This is a genomic window from Methanosarcina sp. 2.H.A.1B.4, assembly GCF_000979385.1.
Lineage (GTDB): Archaea > Halobacteriota > Methanosarcinia > Methanosarcinales > Methanosarcinaceae > Methanosarcina.
The window spans coordinates 1-17,725 of record NZ_JJOV01000039.1 but is presented as its reverse complement, the minus strand read 5'-3'; the positions used below and the strand labels follow the sequence as shown (position 1 = coordinate 17,725).

The window sequence follows — 17,725 nt, the reverse complement described above, 5'->3', positions numbered from 1 at the left end:
AATTAATCAAATAGACCTGCAAAGTTCGGAAAAAATATTAATATAAAAAAGGAAGTGAAGTAAAAGGAAACTTACCTTCTGAGGATCATAGACCTCAGGCGGTCAGCTGCACTTGCGGACTTATCAGCAATGCCTCCTACCTTTTCAACAAGCCCCATAAGGTGGCAGACGCCCGCCCCTCCGAGAGCATCTTCATGTTCGAAGATCTTTTTTAGGAGAGCTGTCTCAAGCACATCTACATCATGTTCCAGCCTTTCGACCTGAGGGACGATCTGCATTGTTTCTTTGATTTCTTCCTTGCTGAAAGATGTTGCAAGCAGCTTGTAAAGTTCGCCCACAAGCTCCTCATACAGCCTGGCGGTTTTCAGGGAGGCTGCCATGAGTTCCAGAAAGCCTTCCTTGATTTCATCCGGGAGGTTTTTACAGGGGCGCAGGGTCATCCAGTAGGCTGAAGCCTGGGCAAAATCAGCAATAGAGTCCTGCTGCTTGAGGAAAGAAAGGAGGTCCTTTTTGTTCACCGGCAGCCTGATGGAGGAGGGTATGCTTGCCCTGATTTTCTGTTTGATTTTGTCGGCATCATGTTCCAATATGTCGATTTCTTCAGTCCGCTCATTAAGAAGTACCTGATCTCCTTTGCAATAAGCTTCCATTGCTTCAGAGAGCTTCTCAACTGCAAGCACCCCTTTTTTAGCGTGCATTTCAAGAGGGACGAAGGGAGAGTCTGCGACCACGTCGAGTACGGAACGGATGTAGTCTTTCATAAAAATATCACCTCAAGTCCCACAAAGATTATTGCCGATGTAAGGGCAGCTATGGGGACTGTTGCTATCCAGGAAGAAACAATCCTCCAGATTACGCCCAGGTCAACGGCTGCAAGTCCACCTGCAAGCCCTACGCCAATAACCGAACCTACAAGGGTATGGGTAGTCGAAATCGGGAGGGAGCTGTAACTGTGTATCAGAACCACTGAGGCAGTTGCAAACTGTGCGGAAAAGCCTCGAGTTGGGGTGAGTTCCGTGATCTTCGACCCTATGGTTTCGACCACCTTATATCCCCAGGTTGCCATGCCTATTACCATGCCAAAGCCACCCATTACAAGCACACTGATAGGGATTTCGCTTCCTGTTACCCCCATCACGTTAAGCGCGGCAGAGAGAGGACCTACAGCGTTTGCGACATCATTTGACCCGTGCGCAAATGCGATATAACAGGCAGTTATGAGCTGTAAGAATATGAATTTTTTCTCAACGGCAGGCATATCTGAAGCCCTGTGAAGGTAAAGACTCCTTATTAGAGAAAAGATCAGAAACGCAAGAATAGCTCCAAGAGCCGGAGATATAAACCAGCTAGCAACAATTTTCAGAAGAACAGCCCAGTGAATGTCAGAAAAAGAGATCATTCCGTTATAAGCTGCAATCAACCCGAAGCCGAGCACGGAACCAACAATTGAATGGCTGGTTGAGACGGGAAGGTTGTAAAAGGTTGCGAGCGTTATCCAAAAACTTGCGGCAAGAATTGCAGCCAGCATCCCCAGCACCACAATATCCGGGTGAATGCTGCTGATCATATCAATGGGAACGATCCCTTTTGCAATTGTCGAGGTAACCCGTTTTCCGAAGAACACGGCACCCAGGAATTCAAACACAGCGGCAATGACAATGACCTGCTTGATTGTTAGGGCACCCGTTCCTACTGAAGTCCCCATAGCATTTGCGAGGTCGTTTGCCCCTATGTTCCAGGCCATGTATAAGCCTGCAAGGATAATAGCTATGACAAGTAAATCCATTTTTTTCCTTACTCCAGAGATTTTAAACTCCAAAACTACTATAATTGCTATGATGCATGATTGCTATGATGCATAATTGCCAGATTCATAATTGCTAAATGCATGATTGCTATGATGCCTCAGATTTCTTCCACTTTATGCTTGATTTATGGAGTCTACACCTGTTCTCCTTAAATCCATGTCTCTTATGGTATTCCAGACCATTTCATTATATTTTATGTTTTCCATATATTTTAGGCTGCTCTATATAATCTATAGATCTATATATGTCTATTTTTAATATATCTTAATGTCTCTTTTCGAGTGCGGAGATCCTATTATAAGGGGCCTGATATTTAGTAAATTTATTTTCAATGTAGGCACATGAGTTCGATTTATGTAAATTGCCCTCTCGGGCAGGCGTTTAATTTTTACAAGAAGTTTATTGATTAACCGGGTTTTAAGCCTGGTTGATTTGAGATCTATCTGGCTAGAGATAGATTCAGGAGAAATACCACTGTTCCGAGTATTTTTCGTTGATGATAAACATTAAATACGTAAGTGAGATGATAAAAAATTGAAAATTGAAAAATAATGTCCTTATATCAAATAGCTTCAAAAAAGGCTGATTAACCCTCTATGTTAGAGAGGTTCCAGCATCTGTGTTGGCGTAAACTCGTGCTTCAAGATACGGTTCTTAAGCATCGTACAGAGTCTTTCTGCCCGCGCCCTGTCTGACTGCCTCAGTGAGATCGGGACAGTTCCTTCTGCCAGTTCTATAGAGCCCAGTCTTGCACGGAATACTCCTTCAGAACACTGGAGTGTACAGGTGCCGCAATTGATACAGAGATCTCTATTGATAACGAAATTATTTGAAATTGCATCCGTAGGACAGGTGCGCATTGCGGCACAATCCGGATGGTGCAGGCACCGTTCTTTTTCGACCCGGATGACCCTGTCGGTGCCTTCCCAGATATGCCCGTAGTTTACTTTTGTATGTGCAGTGCGCCCGTTTACATCCGAGACAGGCAATGGGACATTGTGGTCCAGGATTTTTAATCCTGAGAGAGTCTCTTCATCAAGGACAGGTATAGGGACTGCAAGGGAAGTCAGGCACTCAGGCCCGTGTGAGGTTTTCATCCCTCCCATCATCGCCGGGTCCATTCCCTTCATATCTGCAAAGGCGGAGACATTCGGTTTATCGGAGCTGGACCTGGTCCCTCTCCCCATAACATAACCGGGTGCACCATTCAAAAGAACTCTTGTACCCACGCCTATTATCCTGCGGGGGGGTCATTTTGAAGCGGGTTTATTTCCCCGCAGCCTGACACCGTTGCTTCCGTAAAAGGTCCTGTCAGGCCCGTCACAGAAAAAATAGTATTGATTGTGGCCGAAGTGGGGTTTATAAGTGCGTGGTAATTTTTAAACGCAAGCCTTGTGGTAATGATCCTGGCATAGTCGATATCATCAAGTGTAACCTGATTTTCATATCTCCTGCCGTGTGCTTCCACGAGGACGTCAATCTCTTTTCCTTTTACAAGGTCCCGGAAAAGGTGTCCTCCGCCATACCGGTCATCTGCATGCGCTGTCCCGTTTATCACAAGGTCCACAACCCCAAGCCGTTCGTTCGGGCAGGGGCCGGGCTGAGCAGGCACACCATTTAGCCAGATGGAGTCTGCCCTCTCAAAACTGCACTTTCCGGCTACAGGGACCATCATAACTGCCATTGTGCCGGACATCACGCCAAATGTTCCGGTCGTGACCACATCCACATCATCGAGAGTTACCTTTTGACCGGCACGTACCATGGACTTGAGTTCGGCAGCAGTTAGAATTATCGCTTCATCACGTGCGATTTTCCTATTAATTTCCTCGATAGTCTTCATAATATCCTTATATCCTCAAGCCGGACGTGGAGTCCTGAAGGTTTTTGAAAACTCATGTTCACAAGGGCAGTATGTGCAATTCCGATCATGCAGTTGCCGGGCAGGAAATACTGGCGGGTCCCGAAGACAGGGGGTTTTCTTATAGTACTTGCAATTCCTTCGAAAGCGTGGACATGATACGCCTGGACGTCATGGACGTCTTCTTTTCTTGCGGCCATGGGACCCACAGTATGGCACTCAATTACACCTGTGACCGGGTTTGCACTCAGGACTCTCAAAGCATGATAGACAGGACATCCCGGGCCTGCCGGACGGCCGGTTACGAGGTCTCCTTTTTTGATATCCCATTTTTCCACAAGGTCTGCCCTGAAAGGCACTATAAATTTGCGGGCTGACGGCTCACCCGGAAACGGAAGGAGCACGAAATCATATTCTCTCCCGACAACGTCTACACCTGAGTAAGTGATATTTCTGGCCTGGATCGCAAGATTTTCCCGGCTCAAAATGTCCCTGTGGCTCAAAATGTTATCCGAGCTCAAAATGTTATCCTGGCTCATGACATTGTTTTTACTGTAGAAAGGGCACAGTTCCAGCTCTGCTAATCCGGCTCCAAGCCGGCCAACAAAGTCAGAACAGGTCTGGGAACCGCAGGCCCCACAGTTTTTGCCCGGTGGATTCCACTCAATCAATATCAGTCACCTCTGTACAGAGGTTCTGGCATATCCAGCGGTCGGATGACTCCAAAGTGGTTTTTCCACCCAATCTCTTTTTTACCGATACAAATCGTACATACGCCAAGAGGAGGGGAGCCTCTGAGCATGATAGGATCTTGCCCTATTTCCGGTTGATTGACAATTCTTCGCATCAGGTATCTGAGCCCGGTCCCCTGAATTGCATTTGTCTCTACAATGTCAATATCCGGGACAACTGTTCTGATGCTTTCTCTGAAGACCTCTTTTTCTGCCTGTGAGACGAGGTCGGTTTTCGTAACAACTGCCACATCTGCAAGAGCGAGTAGAGGTGCCATTTTGAAGGGTGAGTTTGTGCCTGAGATCGAGCTTACAACTGCAATCCCGAGAGAATGTGTTGTGTAAGGAGTACACCTGAGACAGAGACCTGCACTTTCAATTATCAGAATATTTCTTGAAAGGCTCTCCGCCCAGTGCAATGCGTCATCAAGGACGAGAATTCCCATATGGTCAGGACATACATCTCCGGAATATACCTTTTTGACAGGAATGCCAAACTCTTCTGCAAGTTCCTCATCTTCTGTTGCATGCACAACGTCAATTTTGAGAAAGGCAGGAAGTGAGCCTTCAGGCAGGTTCTTTATAATCTGGCGAATTACAGCAGTTTTTCCTCCGCTGGGAGGGCCTGCGATTATGAGGAGTTTCATCTGCAGATCACACCCTGTTCAACTGAAATCCCTGCTCAACCGCAGCTATTAAAACTTCTGAAGAACCGGAAGAAGAATCTGAGGAAAAGGAAGCTCCCAACCTGAGTTGTTCTCTGATCTGGTGGAGTCTGTCTTCAATTACGGCAAGGTCTTCAATAAGGTCCTGCTCCTGTCCTGTCGGTTCGATCACAGAGGAAACTCCTCCATACCTCATTACGATACGCCTGCCGGCTGTAAGAGCCAGGTAAGGGTCGTGTGTTACAAGGATAACAGCCTTGTTTCCTCCCTGGAGAGACTGGATAACACGGTCTTTGAAGATCCCTGCATTCTCAATCTCATCAAGAAGAAGTATCGGAGTGTCGCCGATTACAAGTGCATCTGCAATCATAAGAGACCGGGTCTGGCCCCCGGATAAACCGCTCATCCGGCTTTTAAGGCTGATCTCTTCTCCGGTAAATGTATTTGCAAGATTTATTGTCTCATCGAGTAAATCGTCCCTGCCAGGTCTCCGTGCTCTTATATGCATAAGCAGGAATTCTTCGACTGAAAGGTCCGCCAGACAGCGTGTATTCTGGGTAATCAGGGAAATAGGTTTGAAGGCTGGCTCCCGTACGAAGGCCTCGGGAGGTTCTTCCCCATTGATGAGAATCCTTCGACCTGTTATGGTATCCCCCTGTGCAAGATTTTCAATATCATTGATTAAAGCCGATTTTCCCGAACCTGTCGGACCCACTATTGACAGGGTGTCCCCGGGTCTGATCTCTATCCTGTCAAACCCTTCCTGTTCTCCAAGTCTGTTCTGTCCAGATTCTATGGTAAGAGTAAATTGCTGTGTCATGTACTCAACCATTCCTATCTTAATTTTATAAACCTTTCCATAAATTATAGAATTTTATCCCATTATGCCTAAATTATAAAAAAATATGCCCATATTAGGACAATAAAAGAAGTAAAATGGACAGAATACACTAATTAGAAACTATGAATCAACTAATTCGAACCTGTGCATCTCCTCAAGAATTGCCTGAAGAGCTGGTTGATGAGCTGTCATTACATGAGTGCGGATAAAAAGAGGGCTGAAACCTCAAGTTTATTAACCCGTGCAGGTTAACAATTGTGAACACTGCCGTAGTAACAATTGTGAACATATATAGGTTGCGATACTTCCCATCTGACAGGAAAAAGTAATCAGATTCGAAATTCTTGAACTACAAGCCGGTTCAGGGAAAATCGGTTGATACTATGCCGGGCGGAGCAAACCGAATGGGTTTTCCGTTTATTCTTTGCAGCGCCGCACGCCCTTCACCCATCGAGCATTAATAGATAAAAATGAAAACATCAGATGTGCCTGGAATTCCTATCCAAAATAATTTTCCCTGCATCGGGGCACGTTCAGAGGATCTGAATACTATGAAAAAAGTCCTCCACATGGTCCGAGAGATACTTTCCTAAATCCCAAGACCCTTTTGAAACCCACAGGTAAATATAGGACGCTCCCGCCAGCTTGCCTGGCGGTCGGTTGAAAAAGAAGAAAAATAGATAAAAAAGACTGAAAAAAAGTATTTTTCAGGTAGAATTTTACTTGCTGGTTTTAGTTGCTATCTTATCGGCTTACCGGCCATTTCTACCTGTTAGTTTCTTACAGGCTTTCCCAGGTGTTTTTACTTGCTGGTTTTTCTCTTTTTTTACGATTTTGGGAAAGGCCGCTCTCCTGCGCCGAGCGTGACAAAAACGACCCGGTACAGTGAATAAGGTTGTATGGGTCAGAGAAATCGTAATTTAGCCCTCTTGAGTGAAGATCAATGCTAAAACCCATAAGTTAGTCCGCTTGAGCGAGCGAAGCGAGTGAAACGGACCGCGGGCTCCCGAATCGCAACTCGGGCTTTACTCCAGTTTTGCCCTTGCGGATTCTACTGCAGTTTCGCTAACAATTTTACCGGCAAAAACGTCAGCAAGAACTTCAAGTTCATCCTCTGAATGGTTTTTTGTGAAAGTCATAAGTGATAGCTGCCTCAATACAGGAGTTTTGTTATTATGCCGAATGTGCCAGACTTCGTGGGCAAGTACGGCTTTTAATTCCGAATCGTCCATCAGTTCAAGCATCCCCAATGATAAAAAAATGCTTTTTCCAGAGGCAAAAGCCCCTGGTACTGCTGAATCGTAATAATACACCTTTGCTCCTTCGGTTAAATTATTCACAAATGCCTGGGGCCAGTCCATGATGTCTGTAATCGGCTGGGCGCCGTGTCTTCGTATCAGGATTTTGTAATACACTCTTGGCAGGAGCATAATAATTACAGTTGAAAGAATGACATAGGCGGTATAGATTTCGATTGTCAGCATTTGACTGCACTGCATAGCGGAAACAATTGTGCCTATAACCGAGACCATGAATAACTGTGCAGCGATGAACGAAGAAATCCTGAGAACCGGTTTTCTGGCTTTAAGATAAAACGTGAAAAGTAGTAAAGCCAGAAATGCCTGTATCCCTATTAATGGCAAAAGGTTAGAACCGGTGATGCACGTTATATAACAGTCAATTTCTTGCTTTATGGAGAACATATCCTCCGCCCAAAAACTTGTGTTCTTAGAACCTGCTTCTCAATCAGATGTGTATAAGAGACAGCTTCTGAATTCACTTCTCAACTCATTTTTTAATCCACTTCCGAATTCACTTCCGAATTCACTTCCGAATTCACTTCCGAATTCACTTCCGAATTCACTTCCGAATTCACTTCCGAATTCACTTCCGAATTCACTTCTGAATTCACTTCTCAACTCATTTTTTAATCCACTTCTGAATTCACTTTTTACCGTGATAAGTATGGAAATTTTCAATAGCCACCTTGCCGAAGGTATCTACAAGGCTGTCCAGCACTTTTTTTGTGATGGTATTTGCGGTATTGTCCATAGACTCTGTTGCAGAATACAGATACCTTACCCTGTTCCCGCTCTTATCCACCGCTCTTTTTGCATAACCGGCTTTTACAAGCCTGTCCAGGGTCCCTGCCACGCTGGATAAAGGAATACCTGTTTTTTCGGTAATTTCCGGCGTTGTTGACTCCTGATTTGTCCACAAAACCTCCATGATCTGGGCTTCAATGGGACTGAAAAATTTGGTCAAACCCTCATTGGAAAGATTTATTCGGTCTAATTTAACCATGGCTTTACGACTGCTGTAAACAAATATAAGCTTTGTGATGAGCTTTAGGATAACTGGTTTTTATCCAGGGCTTTTTTTGCACAGGTAGTTTACATCCAGCGTAAAGTTAAAGTATGTTTACACTCAACGTAAAGTTATACCTTTACATCAAGTGTATAGTAAATTTGATTCAACGTAATTATCCAACGTAATTATCCAACGTAATTATCCAACGTAATTATTCAACGTAATTATCCAACGTGAGAATTGAAGGTAAACTGTTGAAAAGTAAACCGCTGAAAAGTAAATCGGCAACAGGTATTGAGGATTACAAATGCGTTTACATATGTTAGTCTTAAAAGACATATCCCGCAGGAAGACAAAACTCGGATTTGCAGTGCTGAGTGTGGTAATAGCTGCTGCAGCAATAGTAGCTGTAGTCACCACATTTTCCGCAGCAACCGAGGGTCTTTATGAAGAATCGAATAAGTTCGGTGCAAACATAATTGTCAGACCTGAGGTAACAACCATACCTCTTGTTGCGGGTTCAACGTCTATAGGTTCTCTGTCTATGGGAGAGAACTATATTGAAGAATCAGAAATTCCCAAAATTTATACAATTAAAAATAACTCCAACCTGGCAGTTGTAGCTCCAAGATTGTATGGGGTCGCAGAACTTGGCAATTCTTCTGTCGTTATAATGGGGGTAGACCCCGAGAAGGAGAAAAACCTCAAGTCCTGGTGGGAAGTCCAGGGGCACTGGATAACTGCAGAAACCCCTGAGAAAACCGAAGTAATGGTAGGTTCGGATATAGCCGGGCCTCTGGGGCTGAAAGAGGGGTCCCCGATAACCCTCAAGCAGGGGAGTATTTCAATTGATGCCGTTGTTGCAGGGGTAATAGAAAGCACGGGCGGCAATGAAGACGGATATGTGATTCTTCCGCTTGCAGCATCCCAGTACCTGCTTTCTAAAGAAGGGAAGGTCAGCAGTTTAGAGGTAAGGGCACTGTGTAACGACTGCCCTGTTGAAGAAATGAGCAGGCAGATAGAAGGAGTGTTCCCCGGACTGGAAGCGCGGTCAATGAGCCAGATTGTAGATACCGAAATGGCAGTTGTCGAGCATACTCAGTCTTCCGCAATGGCGGTCTCAATAATTACCCTGCTGGTGAGCACATTGACAGTTGCTTCTACCATGCTTGCATCTGTGAATGAAAAACTGAAGGAGATCGGTATTATGCGAGCGGTCGGTGCAAGTAATGCTCAGGTAGTGTCCATGCTTTTCTTTGAAGGAGCGATTATCGGAATAATCGGTGGCGGTATTGGATTTGCCATAGGTACGGTAGCCTCGTCCATTGCTGCGCCTATGCTGGTCTCGGTGTCGCCTTCGCCAATGTGGGAAATCCTGCCGCTGGTTGCCGGAATCTGTATACTTACCGGAATGGTGGCTTCGGTTATCCCTGCAAAAAGAGCGCTTGGAATTGACCCTGCAGAGGTGTTGAGAAGTGTCTGATAATCCCGTATCTAACAGTCCTGTGTCTGACAGTCCTGTGCTTGAGAACCCTGTGTCTGAAAAGCCTGAATTTTCCGTTAATTCGGAAATGCCGGCTAATCCTGAGAACCTGAGTACAAACCTGATTCAGGTCAAAGATGTGACAAAAAAATACAGGCTTGGCCACAACGAAGTCGAAGTCCTGCACGGGATTAATCTGGAAATCAAAGACGGGGAATTCGTGTCCATTATGGGCCAGTCGGGTTCCGGAAAAACCACTTTAATGAACATTATCGGGATGCTGGACAGACCAACTGGTGGAAGCATCCTCATCAAAGATATCGATATCACAAAAAAATCCCAGAAAGAACTTGTCGAGTTCAGGCGCAGGACTGTTGGGTTTGTGTTCCAGCAGTTCCACCTTCTTCCCTCCCTCACAGCCTATGAAAATGTTGCCCTGCCGCTGGTGTTTGCGGGTGACAAAGATGACGGCGCAGTTGCCAGCGCTCTTGAGAGAGTCGGGCTGGCTCACAGGATGCACCACAAGCCGGTAGAACTGAGCGGAGGAGAACAGCAGAGGGTTGCAATTGCCAGGGCTGTTGTTATGAAACCGAAAATCCTGCTTGCAGACGAGCCCACAGGGGCTCTTGATGCAAACACCGGTTCCATGATAATCTCGTTATTAAAATCGCTGGCAGGAGAGGTGACTGTCATAATGGTCACTCATAACAAAGAGCTTGCAGCGTATTCTGATCGCATAGTATACTTAAAAGACGGAAATGTTGCGGTGTAAAAAAACTATATCGGAGTAAAAAACATGAATGGAAAATTAATACTTACGGTTTTGTTAGCAGTCGTTGTGTCTCTGGTGGCAGCCGGATGCACGGAAATCGGGTCAAAAGGTACAGCTGATGCAAGCCCGGTAAAGGCGACCTGGATTGATGCTCAGGTCAACGGAAACCAGGTATCCATTCCTGCCAGTTCTGTGGAAGAGGATACAAACGTCCACTTTAAGGTAAAAACCGACAGCGGGGAAATTGCAGTCATGGCATACAGGTTTAATGACGAGGTCTTTGTCAGGTCCAATGTATGCCCTCCATGCGGTTCGATCGGATTTACCCTTGATCAGGGCACCCTTGTTTGCGATTCCTGCGGCACGGTCTTTGATGCAGCAACAGGAAACGGCATTGAAGGAGGCTGTGTGGCATATCCGAAAGAAAGTATCCCTTACACGGTTTCAGATGGCAAGATTACTATGAAACTCGGGGATGTGGTGGCTGCTCACGAGAAAACTATTGAACCGAACTAACAGCTATTTGCACGGGGCTTAACATGAACGAAATTGAAGTTAGAGAATTGGTACCCTCCGAATACAGAGAATGGGATTTGCTTGTGGAAGAGGTCCAGCCCGGCACCCCCTTTCATACCAGTGACTGGGTGGAGATCTACAGGGACGTCCTTTCAAGAGATCTCAGGATTTATGGCTGTTTCAAAAACGATGAGCTTGTGGGTGGCTGCCCCCTTTTTGTTAAGAACCTCAAAGGGATCCTGAAGGTGGCATCTTCGATAAGCAATATGACTGACTATTGCGGCCCCCTTCTAAAGGAGAGCTCCGGCTCCAAAGCAAGCAAAAGAGTGCAGGAGACCCATGAGATCTTTAACGCCCTCCGGGAATTCCTTTGCAGGCAGGGCTTTGATAGCATTCACCTGAAGTTCTCTCCGGGAATTGAGGACATAAGGCCATTCACCTGGAACGGATGGGACTCAAAGGTCCACTATACGCATCACCTGGACCTGAACGAAGATGTCGAGAATAACATTTCAAGGACTATCCGGAAAGACCTTAAATCCGCATCCGAGGCAGGACTCAGGACAAGGATAAGAAACGACCTTGAAACCTATTACGGGCTGCTTTCCAGAGTATATGAGAGACAGAACCTGAAACCACCCTTACCCATGAGTTTTTTCGAAAAAGTATTCAAGCTGATCCGGGAAAAAAATATTGGCTACATGCTTGTTTCCGAAACTCCCGAAGGGGAAGCGGTTGCAGCCCATCTGACCCTTTACGGGAAAAAAGGCACGATTGCCTGGTCTTCTGCCCGGGACCCGGCTTTTAGCCTGAGGGGGTCCAATGCCCTGCTCTATTATAAGGAGTTTCTTGACCTGAAGGCCAGAAATTTTGAATACATGAACGTTATGGCAGGAAACGTTCCCAGATTTGCGGATTTTATCCTGGGCTTTTCTCCGAAACTTGTGCCTTACTACAGCGTGACCCTTGAGAATAAAAGGTATTCAGCCCTGAAAGCTTTATACAAAATAGCGACTTGATCCGGAAAACCGGACTTGCAGTCCTATTCCTATAGCGGATGTGAGATCGTGGATGCAAGATCAAAAAAGAAGTAAACATTTCCGTTAATGTGATAAACAGCGAGCCTGTAAACATGTGCTCCGGATGTAAGAATCGTTTCTGGTTTGCTGGCCATACTCTGTGCGTAGCAGGAAGGACGGTATAGATAAAGTTCAGTATATTCTGATTGGCTCTGTGTCCTTTTAATTGTTGAAGAAAAAAATGGGTATGGAGTCATTCCTGATTTACAGAACTTTTGGTATACTGCCGTTAAGGATACTATAAAGTCAATTATAATATCCAGTATCCATAATAGCCAGGTTGTCTATTGTAAATTGACAGTGTCTCATAATTTTCATTTTTTCATAATTTTCATTTTCTCATAATTTTCATTTTCTCATAATTTTCATTTTCTCATAATTTATATTGTCTCACAATATTTTTCTGCTAGTCTACCAGTCTATTTTTAATACTTGATTTTGAAAAGCCAGTAAATAAGAGTCTTAACGAGCTTATTTTTGAATATCAATTCCTTTATAAGATTAGACAAAAAACAGAAATTATTTTATGTATATTATAATTAATAATTATATCTGTAGTCACATATTTATACTATGGATGATTATTTATTATTAATAAAGTTGAAATGTTTGCTCAGGAATTATGAAAAATATAATTTCAAGTTACTGTCACTGATATTGTCCTTGAAGATTCTTTTGGAAAATTTGATTATAGATCCACTTCCAGAGTATAATTTGAAATTATTTTTTATGATTCTTAAGCTTGTTAATAAACAGTTGAAAAAATAGAATCATTTTTTGATATTTGAGAGGAGGTAAAAATAATGAAAAAACTTAAAAAGGAAATCAAAAAGACAGACACACTGTCCCGCGAGGAGTTCAAGCAACACATTATCTCTAAAGCAGAGTTGAACCCGGAGTTCAAGCAAGCATTATTGGACGATCCGGAGCAAGCAGTCGGACAACTGGGCCTGAAGACTCAGGCAGATGTGAAAGTTAAAGTCTTAGAAGAATCTGCTGATGTTATCTACCTGGTATTGCCCCAAAAATTGACTCAAATGAATGGGGGATGCGTCGGATGCGATGGTGTAGGAGGCTGCGGGTTCTGCGAGTGCAAAAGCAGTATAGGTAACAGGTTAAATATACGTTAAAACTATGAAACCGTCCATCTATAATTTTGTCTGGTCAACCGATGACCCTGAAAAGGTAATGATTTTTAACAGTCTTACTACAGCACTAGCTGAAGTGAGCAAGAGCCGCATAGATTTATTGAACGTTTCTCAGTTTGATTACGCTCTCTTGCCAGAAGACAAAAAGCAGTTTGCTGATGAGCTACGAAAGGGAGGATTCATCGTTGACGACGCTGCTGATGAGCTGAGAACGGTCAAATTTGCCTATAACAGCGATAAGTATGACAGCGAGATAGTCAGACTGGTTATTGCCCCCACTTTAGCCTGCAATTTTGCCTGCGCTTATTGTTACGAACAACTGGACAAAAGCCAGGGCAAGAATGAGGGTCAAAATGTTTTCATGCCAGATGAGATAAAAGAGGATTTGCTCAACTACATCGGAAAAATAGTAAAGACTGGAAAAGATGTATTTGTAACCTGGTATGGCGGAGAGCCACTTCTGGCAAAAGAAACTATTTTTGATTTATCTCAGAAAATAATTGCCATTACAGAAGAGAATAAAGTCGGATATTCTGCTGGCATGATCACTAACGGCTATCTAATTTCAGAAGACCCTGAAACCGTGCAGAACCTTAAGAAGAGCAGAATTAAGTTTATCCATATTACCCTGGACGGGCCTCGCGAAGTGCATAACAGCCGCAGAATGCTTAAAGGGAGCAACGGCCCTACATTTGACCGGATTCTTGAAGGAATCAAACTTCTGAAGGCAAACGATATCGAGACATATATCCGCGTAAACACTGACCGCTCCAACATCGAGAATATAAGCAGCCTTCTGGATGTGTTAAAGGATAACAACCTGAGTGACATATTCATTTACCTGGGCCATGTTATACCTTATACAGCGGGATGCAAGTCGTATGAGAGTTCCTGCATATTGACAGAAGAATTCTCTATAATAAACCAGAATTTTTATAAAAACTTAAACCAGATGGGATTCGATGCAGGCAGAGAGTCCTTTTATCCGAGATTTGCCCGTGCCTGCGACGCCAATCGGACGAATGCTTTTGTGCTTGACCCCGACGGGGACATGTACAAGTGCTGGACAGAAATAGGCAACAAGCCCGCAAGCATCGGAAAAATCGGCGACCTGACACGGCAAAAAAAGGATAAGGAAAACCGCGAGATCCAGTGGCTGACCTGGGAGCCTTTCGAGTATCCCGAATGCGTAGAATGCAAGATGCTGCCCATCTGCATGGGAGGCTGCGCCAACCAGGCTATGTTTATTAACAAAGGCCGACCCGAATGCAAAGAATGGAAATATGGTCTGGAACATTACGTTCGAACCAGGTTTTCCAATTTGAAGGCTATGAGAGCAGCTATCAATAAGTCTTGCTGATTAGCAGAAAAACGGCTATAGTCAGGAACCTCATCTTTGATACAAAAGTGTTAGGTTATCTGATTTATCGTATCTTTTTTTTCATATTGGCTTTTTTAATAAATCCCCTCAAAAAGGTATATTCCAGTAAACACTTTGAGCTGGCAATCTATATTTCATAGGGGCGATTTAATGAGGATCAAAATTGCGATGGCATTGATGTCTGTTATCTTTATGGTTGTGATCGCAATTATAACCAACCTGTTCCACTTATTGCCTGGTTCCGATGAAGCTGTCATTGTAGAATTTATGAGCACTATCTCTCTTTTCGGTTCTGTGCTTTTCTTATTAGAAGCAAGAAAAGAACTACCCGGATGGTATCTGGCATTCCCGTTTTGTATTTCGCTATTTTTACTGGTTATTGTAAGTTTTTGGGAAGTTAGTGGTGGAGAACTTCTTAGTGGCTACAGGTACCTCGTAACACCCCTCGTGATAACACTTCTGGCGTTATTGTCCCCATTCTCGCTACTGGTCTTTTTATCTTTGCATGGGCATCCATACTCGATGAAAGCATATCTTGCAGTTTCATCTATAGCGAGTATTATTTCTATATTTTCCCTTTTATTTGCAGTCTGGGAAATTTCATCGAGGCACCCACAAGAAGCGTCTTTTAGTGACGGGCTCATAGCAATTTATTTCCTTTACTGGCTGGTTGTGATGCCGGTTATGGGATCAAGTTTTTTGCTTCGTGCAATAAAGTGAAGGAATAATAGGATTGTATGAAGCAGAATGCCAGGAAGAAGAAACAGTTTACTCTTAATGCTCATGTTCTGGAAAGGGTAAATGAAAGGGTAAATGAAAGAGTAAATAATTGAGAGGCTTTGATTAGTTTTTGAGATAAGCTTCTTTATTAAGCATAGCCCGGTCGGGACTTGCGAACGGTAGCCAGGCCTTTCCAATCTTCCATGTCAAGCTCCGGCTTTTCGCTCCGATATTTCGCATACAATGCTATTCCCACAGGGTCTTCAAGGATATCGACTTTGACGCCCTTCTCGCGCAGCATCTGTTCATTGCCCGAGGCGTTCGTAACATCGCCGACGACCACGCGGTCGAACTGGCGCATGTATATCAAAGTGGCGCAAACGTCGCAGGGGCTGAGCGTTGTGAAAATTGTGGTGTTGCTGAAGTCCTGCCGTCCCGCATCGCGTATGGCAGAAGTTTCCCCGTGGTTGTAAGGGTCGTTGTCCTGCACAAGCGTATTATGCCCTTTGCCGACAATCCGGCGCGTATTGTTATCGATGATGACACCGCCGATAGGACAGCCGCCTTCATCATAGCTTTTTTGTGCAAGTAAAACTGCTATACGCATAATATTGTGGTCGCTCAGTTTAAAGAAGAATTCATCTTCAACTATCACAGGAAGACTTCTCGTGGGCAAATGAGCGAGGACATTAAGCGCCTCTTCCGTAACAGGCGTGTCTTTTGTAATGAAGTGTTTCATAGGATCCCCCTTTTCTAATCACGCTAGTATTCTTTTCGGCATCATTAAGACATTTGAAATTGATTCATTTAATACTTTTCATCATACGAATAAAATTAACAACTTTAAAGTAAATTCTTACTGATCATTATAAACTTGTTTATTTGACTGATGAATAATAAATTTACATAACTTCAATTTTCATGGTTAAACCATTTTCTTTTATTTGAGGATAAAAATAGAAGTCAACTTGTCTGGAACGGCAAAAATAGTGAAGTGTCAAATTATGGTTATTCTCTGCTTGAAGCTGAGTGTTTGAGAGCCATAAATACTGTAGGTCTAGATGCTCAGGTAGGCTTTTTGCACGAGATGACACCATGCAAAAATAGTTTAGCCTATGACCTTCAGGAGCCTTTCAGGTTCCTTGTTGATCTGGCAGTTATCAACCTGATTGAAAGTGGAGCTATGGAAACTAAAGACTTTATCAGGACTGAGAATTATAATCTGAGGCTTAAACCTACAGGAGCCAGGAAGATTTTTAATGAGTTTACCAATATGCTGAACAAAAAAGTAAGCTACCAGGGAAAAGAAAGCACTTGGAGCTATGTTATCTTTTTGAAGGTAAGAGAATTAGCCCATTATCTTACTAGCAAAAAGGAAAAAATGGATTTTGTTAAGCCTGAATATGAAATTGAGAGAATTGATTCTCAAGAAATCAGACAAAAAATTCTCAATATTTCTTATGTTGATTGGAAGAAACTAGGGTTTTCCAAAGGTACTTTGCATTACATGAAGCAGAATGCCAGGTCAGATAAACCGTTTACTCTTAATGCCCACGTTCTGGAAAGAGTGAACAAATGGGATAATTTGGTTTCAAGTCAAAAGTAAAAATGTGTATACTTTTACTGTAAAATGTAAAAAATGTAAAATTTACAGTAAAATAGTAAAAAGATATCAAGAGAAAATGTAAATTTTACAGTAAAATAGTAAAACGGTATCAAGAGAAGCTATAAAAAAGTTGTAAAATTTAATTATTTTTTTTATAGAGCTTTGAATAACTCAAAAAATAATAGTAGTTATTCAGGTATTGGAGGCTCTCCTTTAAGCGCCGCCTCAAGTGAATTTATCACAGACATGTCATTTTTCATTAACGTAGAAATATACCCTCTGATTCTAAAGAAAATGTCTGCTCCGTGTCGCGTCCTAAAAGCTCCTGATATTTTCTGCTGTACTTTCGTCATCCTGATATCTCTTTCAGCTTGATTATTCCCAAATGGCACTCTCAAGTCTGTAACAAACCTCAAAACTTCTGTTTTGTATTTGGAGAATCTGTCTAGCAAATTCTTTGCGTCGCTCTGTGCTTTCTTTCCTCTTTTGCTTGTATTGACTTCTGAATCTTGTGGAGGGCGATTACTCTCAAATCCTTTAGATAGTATAAAATCATATTTTTCTACAAAATCTTTTATTGTTTCTTCTTCAGTATTACAATCCAGTTTTTTGACACGATCAATATATTTTTTCATTTCAAGTAGGAGATTTGACATTTCTAAAGCCCACTCTTGATTTCCTTTTTTAGAAATTTCTTTGAGTTCCCTTAGAGGCTGTCTTAAAATTAAATAATACCTGTACCAAGATTGTTCGTCAATGTCAGAACAGACTGAAAGACTTCCTTATCCTAGTGATTTATCTGAT

The 17,725-nt window shown here is 43.2% G+C and carries 20 protein-coding genes; 8 read left to right on the top strand and 12 right to left on the bottom strand.

What is annotated here, in order from left to right; translation table 11 throughout:
• Positions 1-71 precede the first annotated feature (71 nt).
• From EO92_RS06315 to EO92_RS06280, 10 genes are all read right to left on the bottom strand, one after another.
• Positions 72-761 (bottom strand): TIGR00153 family protein, encoded by a 690-nt coding sequence (locus EO92_RS06315; protein WP_048163313.1) that lies wholly within the window; start codon positions 759-761, stop codon positions 72-74.
• Positions 758-1,786, bottom strand: a complete 1,029-nt coding sequence (locus EO92_RS06310) for an inorganic phosphate transporter (protein WP_048170120.1) — start codon at positions 1,784-1,786, stop codon at positions 758-760. The genes EO92_RS06315 and EO92_RS06310 overlap by 4 nt, the downstream gene beginning before the upstream one ends.
• A 621-nt stretch (positions 1,787-2,407) precedes the next feature.
• Complete coding sequence (locus EO92_RS18775; RefSeq protein ID WP_200896746.1) at positions 2,408-3,037, bottom strand: homocysteine biosynthesis protein; 630 nt, start codon at positions 3,035-3,037, stop codon at positions 2,408-2,410.
• 5 nt (positions 3,038-3,042) lie between these two features.
• Positions 3,043-3,651, bottom strand: a complete 609-nt coding sequence (locus EO92_RS18770) for a homocysteine biosynthesis protein (protein WP_200896745.1) — start codon at positions 3,649-3,651, stop codon at positions 3,043-3,045.
• Complete coding sequence (locus EO92_RS06300) at positions 3,648-4,340, bottom strand: (Fe-S)-binding protein (RefSeq protein WP_200896744.1); 693 nt, start codon at positions 4,338-4,340, stop codon at positions 3,648-3,650. Before EO92_RS06300 ends, EO92_RS18770 begins: the two co-directional genes overlap by 4 nt.
• Before the next feature lie 2 nt (positions 4,341-4,342).
• Entirely contained in the window at positions 4,343-5,047 is a 705-nt protein-coding gene (locus EO92_RS06295) for a GTP-binding protein (protein ID WP_048170118.1), read from the bottom strand.
• Positions 5,048-5,054: 7 nt separating this feature from the next.
• A complete protein-coding gene (locus EO92_RS06290) occupies positions 5,055-5,885 on the bottom strand; it encodes an ATP-binding cassette domain-containing protein (protein ID WP_156165739.1) in 831 nt (276 codons plus the stop codon).
• A gap of 1,046 nt (positions 5,886-6,931) precedes the next feature.
• On the bottom strand, positions 6,932-7,549 hold the full coding sequence (locus tag EO92_RS06285; RefSeq protein WP_162197451.1) for a M48 family metalloprotease: 618 nt from the start codon (positions 7,547-7,549) through the stop codon (positions 6,932-6,934).
• A 99-nt stretch (positions 7,550-7,648) separates the two neighbouring features.
• Positions 7,649-7,825 (bottom strand): hypothetical protein, encoded by a 177-nt coding sequence (locus EO92_RS17560; protein ID WP_156165738.1) that lies wholly within the window; start codon positions 7,823-7,825, stop codon positions 7,649-7,651.
• Positions 7,826-7,850: 25 nt separating this feature from the next.
• Positions 7,851-8,210: a BlaI/MecI/CopY family transcriptional regulator gene (locus EO92_RS06280; protein ID WP_048170112.1), complete on the bottom strand. Its 360-nt coding sequence runs from the start codon at positions 8,208-8,210 to the stop codon at positions 7,851-7,853.
• A 313-nt stretch (positions 8,211-8,523) separates the two neighbouring features.
• Here EO92_RS06280 and EO92_RS06275 point away from each other — a divergent pair, with 313 nt between their 5' ends.
• The 7 genes from EO92_RS06275 (at position 8,524) to EO92_RS06245 (ending at position 15,315) form a co-directional block, all read left to right on the top strand.
• Positions 8,524-9,699: an ABC transporter permease gene (locus tag EO92_RS06275; protein WP_082107955.1), complete on the top strand. Its 1,176-nt coding sequence runs from the start codon at positions 8,524-8,526 to the stop codon at positions 9,697-9,699.
• The gene (locus EO92_RS06270) at positions 9,692-10,471 is read left to right on the top strand and encodes an ABC transporter ATP-binding protein (protein ID WP_304413384.1); all 780 of its coding nucleotides are present in this window, start codon (positions 9,692-9,694) and stop codon (positions 10,469-10,471) included. The genes EO92_RS06275 and EO92_RS06270 overlap by 8 nt, the downstream gene beginning before the upstream one ends.
• 24 nt (positions 10,472-10,495) lie before the next feature.
• Positions 10,496-10,987 (top strand): Fe-S-containing protein, encoded by a 492-nt coding sequence (locus EO92_RS06265; protein ID WP_048170109.1) that lies wholly within the window; start codon positions 10,496-10,498, stop codon positions 10,985-10,987.
• Positions 10,988-11,010: 23 nt separating this feature from the next.
• Positions 11,011-12,006: a GNAT family N-acetyltransferase gene (locus EO92_RS06260; RefSeq protein WP_048170107.1), complete on the top strand. Its 996-nt coding sequence runs from the start codon at positions 11,011-11,013 to the stop codon at positions 12,004-12,006.
• A gap of 863 nt (positions 12,007-12,869) precedes the next feature.
• Entirely contained in the window at positions 12,870-13,196 is a 327-nt protein-coding gene (locus tag EO92_RS06255) for an NHLP leader peptide family RiPP precursor (RefSeq protein ID WP_048170144.1), read from the top strand.
• A gap of 4 nt (positions 13,197-13,200) precedes the next feature.
• Positions 13,201-14,574 carry a radical SAM/SPASM domain-containing protein gene (locus tag EO92_RS06250; protein WP_048170105.1) on the top strand — a complete coding sequence of 458 codons (1,374 nt, stop codon included), beginning with the start codon at positions 13,201-13,203 and terminating at the stop codon, positions 14,572-14,574.
• 171 nt (positions 14,575-14,745) lie between these two features.
• Positions 14,746-15,315 (top strand): hypothetical protein, encoded by a 570-nt coding sequence (locus EO92_RS06245; protein ID WP_052734283.1) that lies wholly within the window; start codon positions 14,746-14,748, stop codon positions 15,313-15,315.
• Positions 15,316-15,463: 148 nt separating this feature from the next.
• Here the strand turns inward: EO92_RS06245 and EO92_RS06240 are convergent, their stop codons facing one another.
• On the bottom strand, positions 15,464-15,991 hold the full coding sequence (locus tag EO92_RS06240; RefSeq protein WP_235283215.1) for a nucleoside deaminase: 528 nt from the start codon (positions 15,989-15,991) through the stop codon (positions 15,464-15,466).
• A gap of 318 nt (positions 15,992-16,309) precedes the next feature.
• Here EO92_RS06240 and cas1 point away from each other — a divergent pair, with 318 nt between their 5' ends.
• The gene (gene cas1 / locus EO92_RS06235) at positions 16,310-16,921 is read left to right on the top strand and encodes a CRISPR-associated endonuclease Cas1 (RefSeq protein WP_156165737.1); all 612 of its coding nucleotides are present in this window, start codon (positions 16,310-16,312) and stop codon (positions 16,919-16,921) included.
• Between the two features lie 188 nt (positions 16,922-17,109).
• Here cas1 and EO92_RS06230 read toward each other — a convergent pair whose 3' ends face one another.
• Positions 17,110-17,646 carry a transposase gene (locus EO92_RS06230; protein ID WP_255350329.1) on the bottom strand — a complete coding sequence of 179 codons (537 nt, stop codon included), beginning with the start codon at positions 17,644-17,646 and terminating at the stop codon, positions 17,110-17,112.
• Positions 17,647-17,725 lie beyond the last annotated feature (79 nt).

Bases quoted from the DNA above. Each gene is read 5' to 3' on its own strand.
- EO92_RS18770 (WP_200896745.1), bottom strand. From the start codon at position 3,651: ATGAAGACTATCGAGGAAATTAATAGGAAAATCGCACGTGATGAAGCG.
- EO92_RS06250 (WP_048170105.1), top strand. From the start codon at position 13,201: ATGAAACCGTCCATCTATAATTTTGTCTGGTCAACCGATGACCCTGAA.
- EO92_RS06280 (WP_048170112.1), bottom strand. From the start codon at position 8,210: ATGGTTAAATTAGACCGAATAAATCTTTCCAATGAGGGTTTGACCAAA.
- EO92_RS06310 (WP_048170120.1), bottom strand. From the start codon at position 1,786: ATGGATTTACTTGTCATAGCTATTATCCTTGCAGGCTTATACATGGCC.
- EO92_RS06295 (WP_048170118.1), bottom strand. From the start codon at position 5,047: ATGAAACTCCTCATAATCGCAGGCCCTCCCAGCGGAGGAAAAACTGCT.
- EO92_RS06255 (WP_048170144.1), top strand. From the start codon at position 12,870: ATGAAAAAACTTAAAAAGGAAATCAAAAAGACAGACACACTGTCCCGC.
- EO92_RS06245 (WP_052734283.1), top strand. From the start codon at position 14,746: ATGAGGATCAAAATTGCGATGGCATTGATGTCTGTTATCTTTATGGTT.
- EO92_RS06275 (WP_082107955.1), top strand. From the start codon at position 8,524: ATGCGTTTACATATGTTAGTCTTAAAAGACATATCCCGCAGGAAGACA.
- EO92_RS06265 (WP_048170109.1), top strand. From the start codon at position 10,496: ATGAATGGAAAATTAATACTTACGGTTTTGTTAGCAGTCGTTGTGTCT.
- EO92_RS06260 (WP_048170107.1), top strand. From the start codon at position 11,011: ATGAACGAAATTGAAGTTAGAGAATTGGTACCCTCCGAATACAGAGAA.
- EO92_RS06315 (WP_048163313.1), bottom strand. From the start codon at position 761: ATGAAAGACTACATCCGTTCCGTACTCGACGTGGTCGCAGACTCTCCC.
- EO92_RS06290 (WP_156165739.1), bottom strand. From the start codon at position 5,885: ATGACACAGCAATTTACTCTTACCATAGAATCTGGACAGAACAGACTT.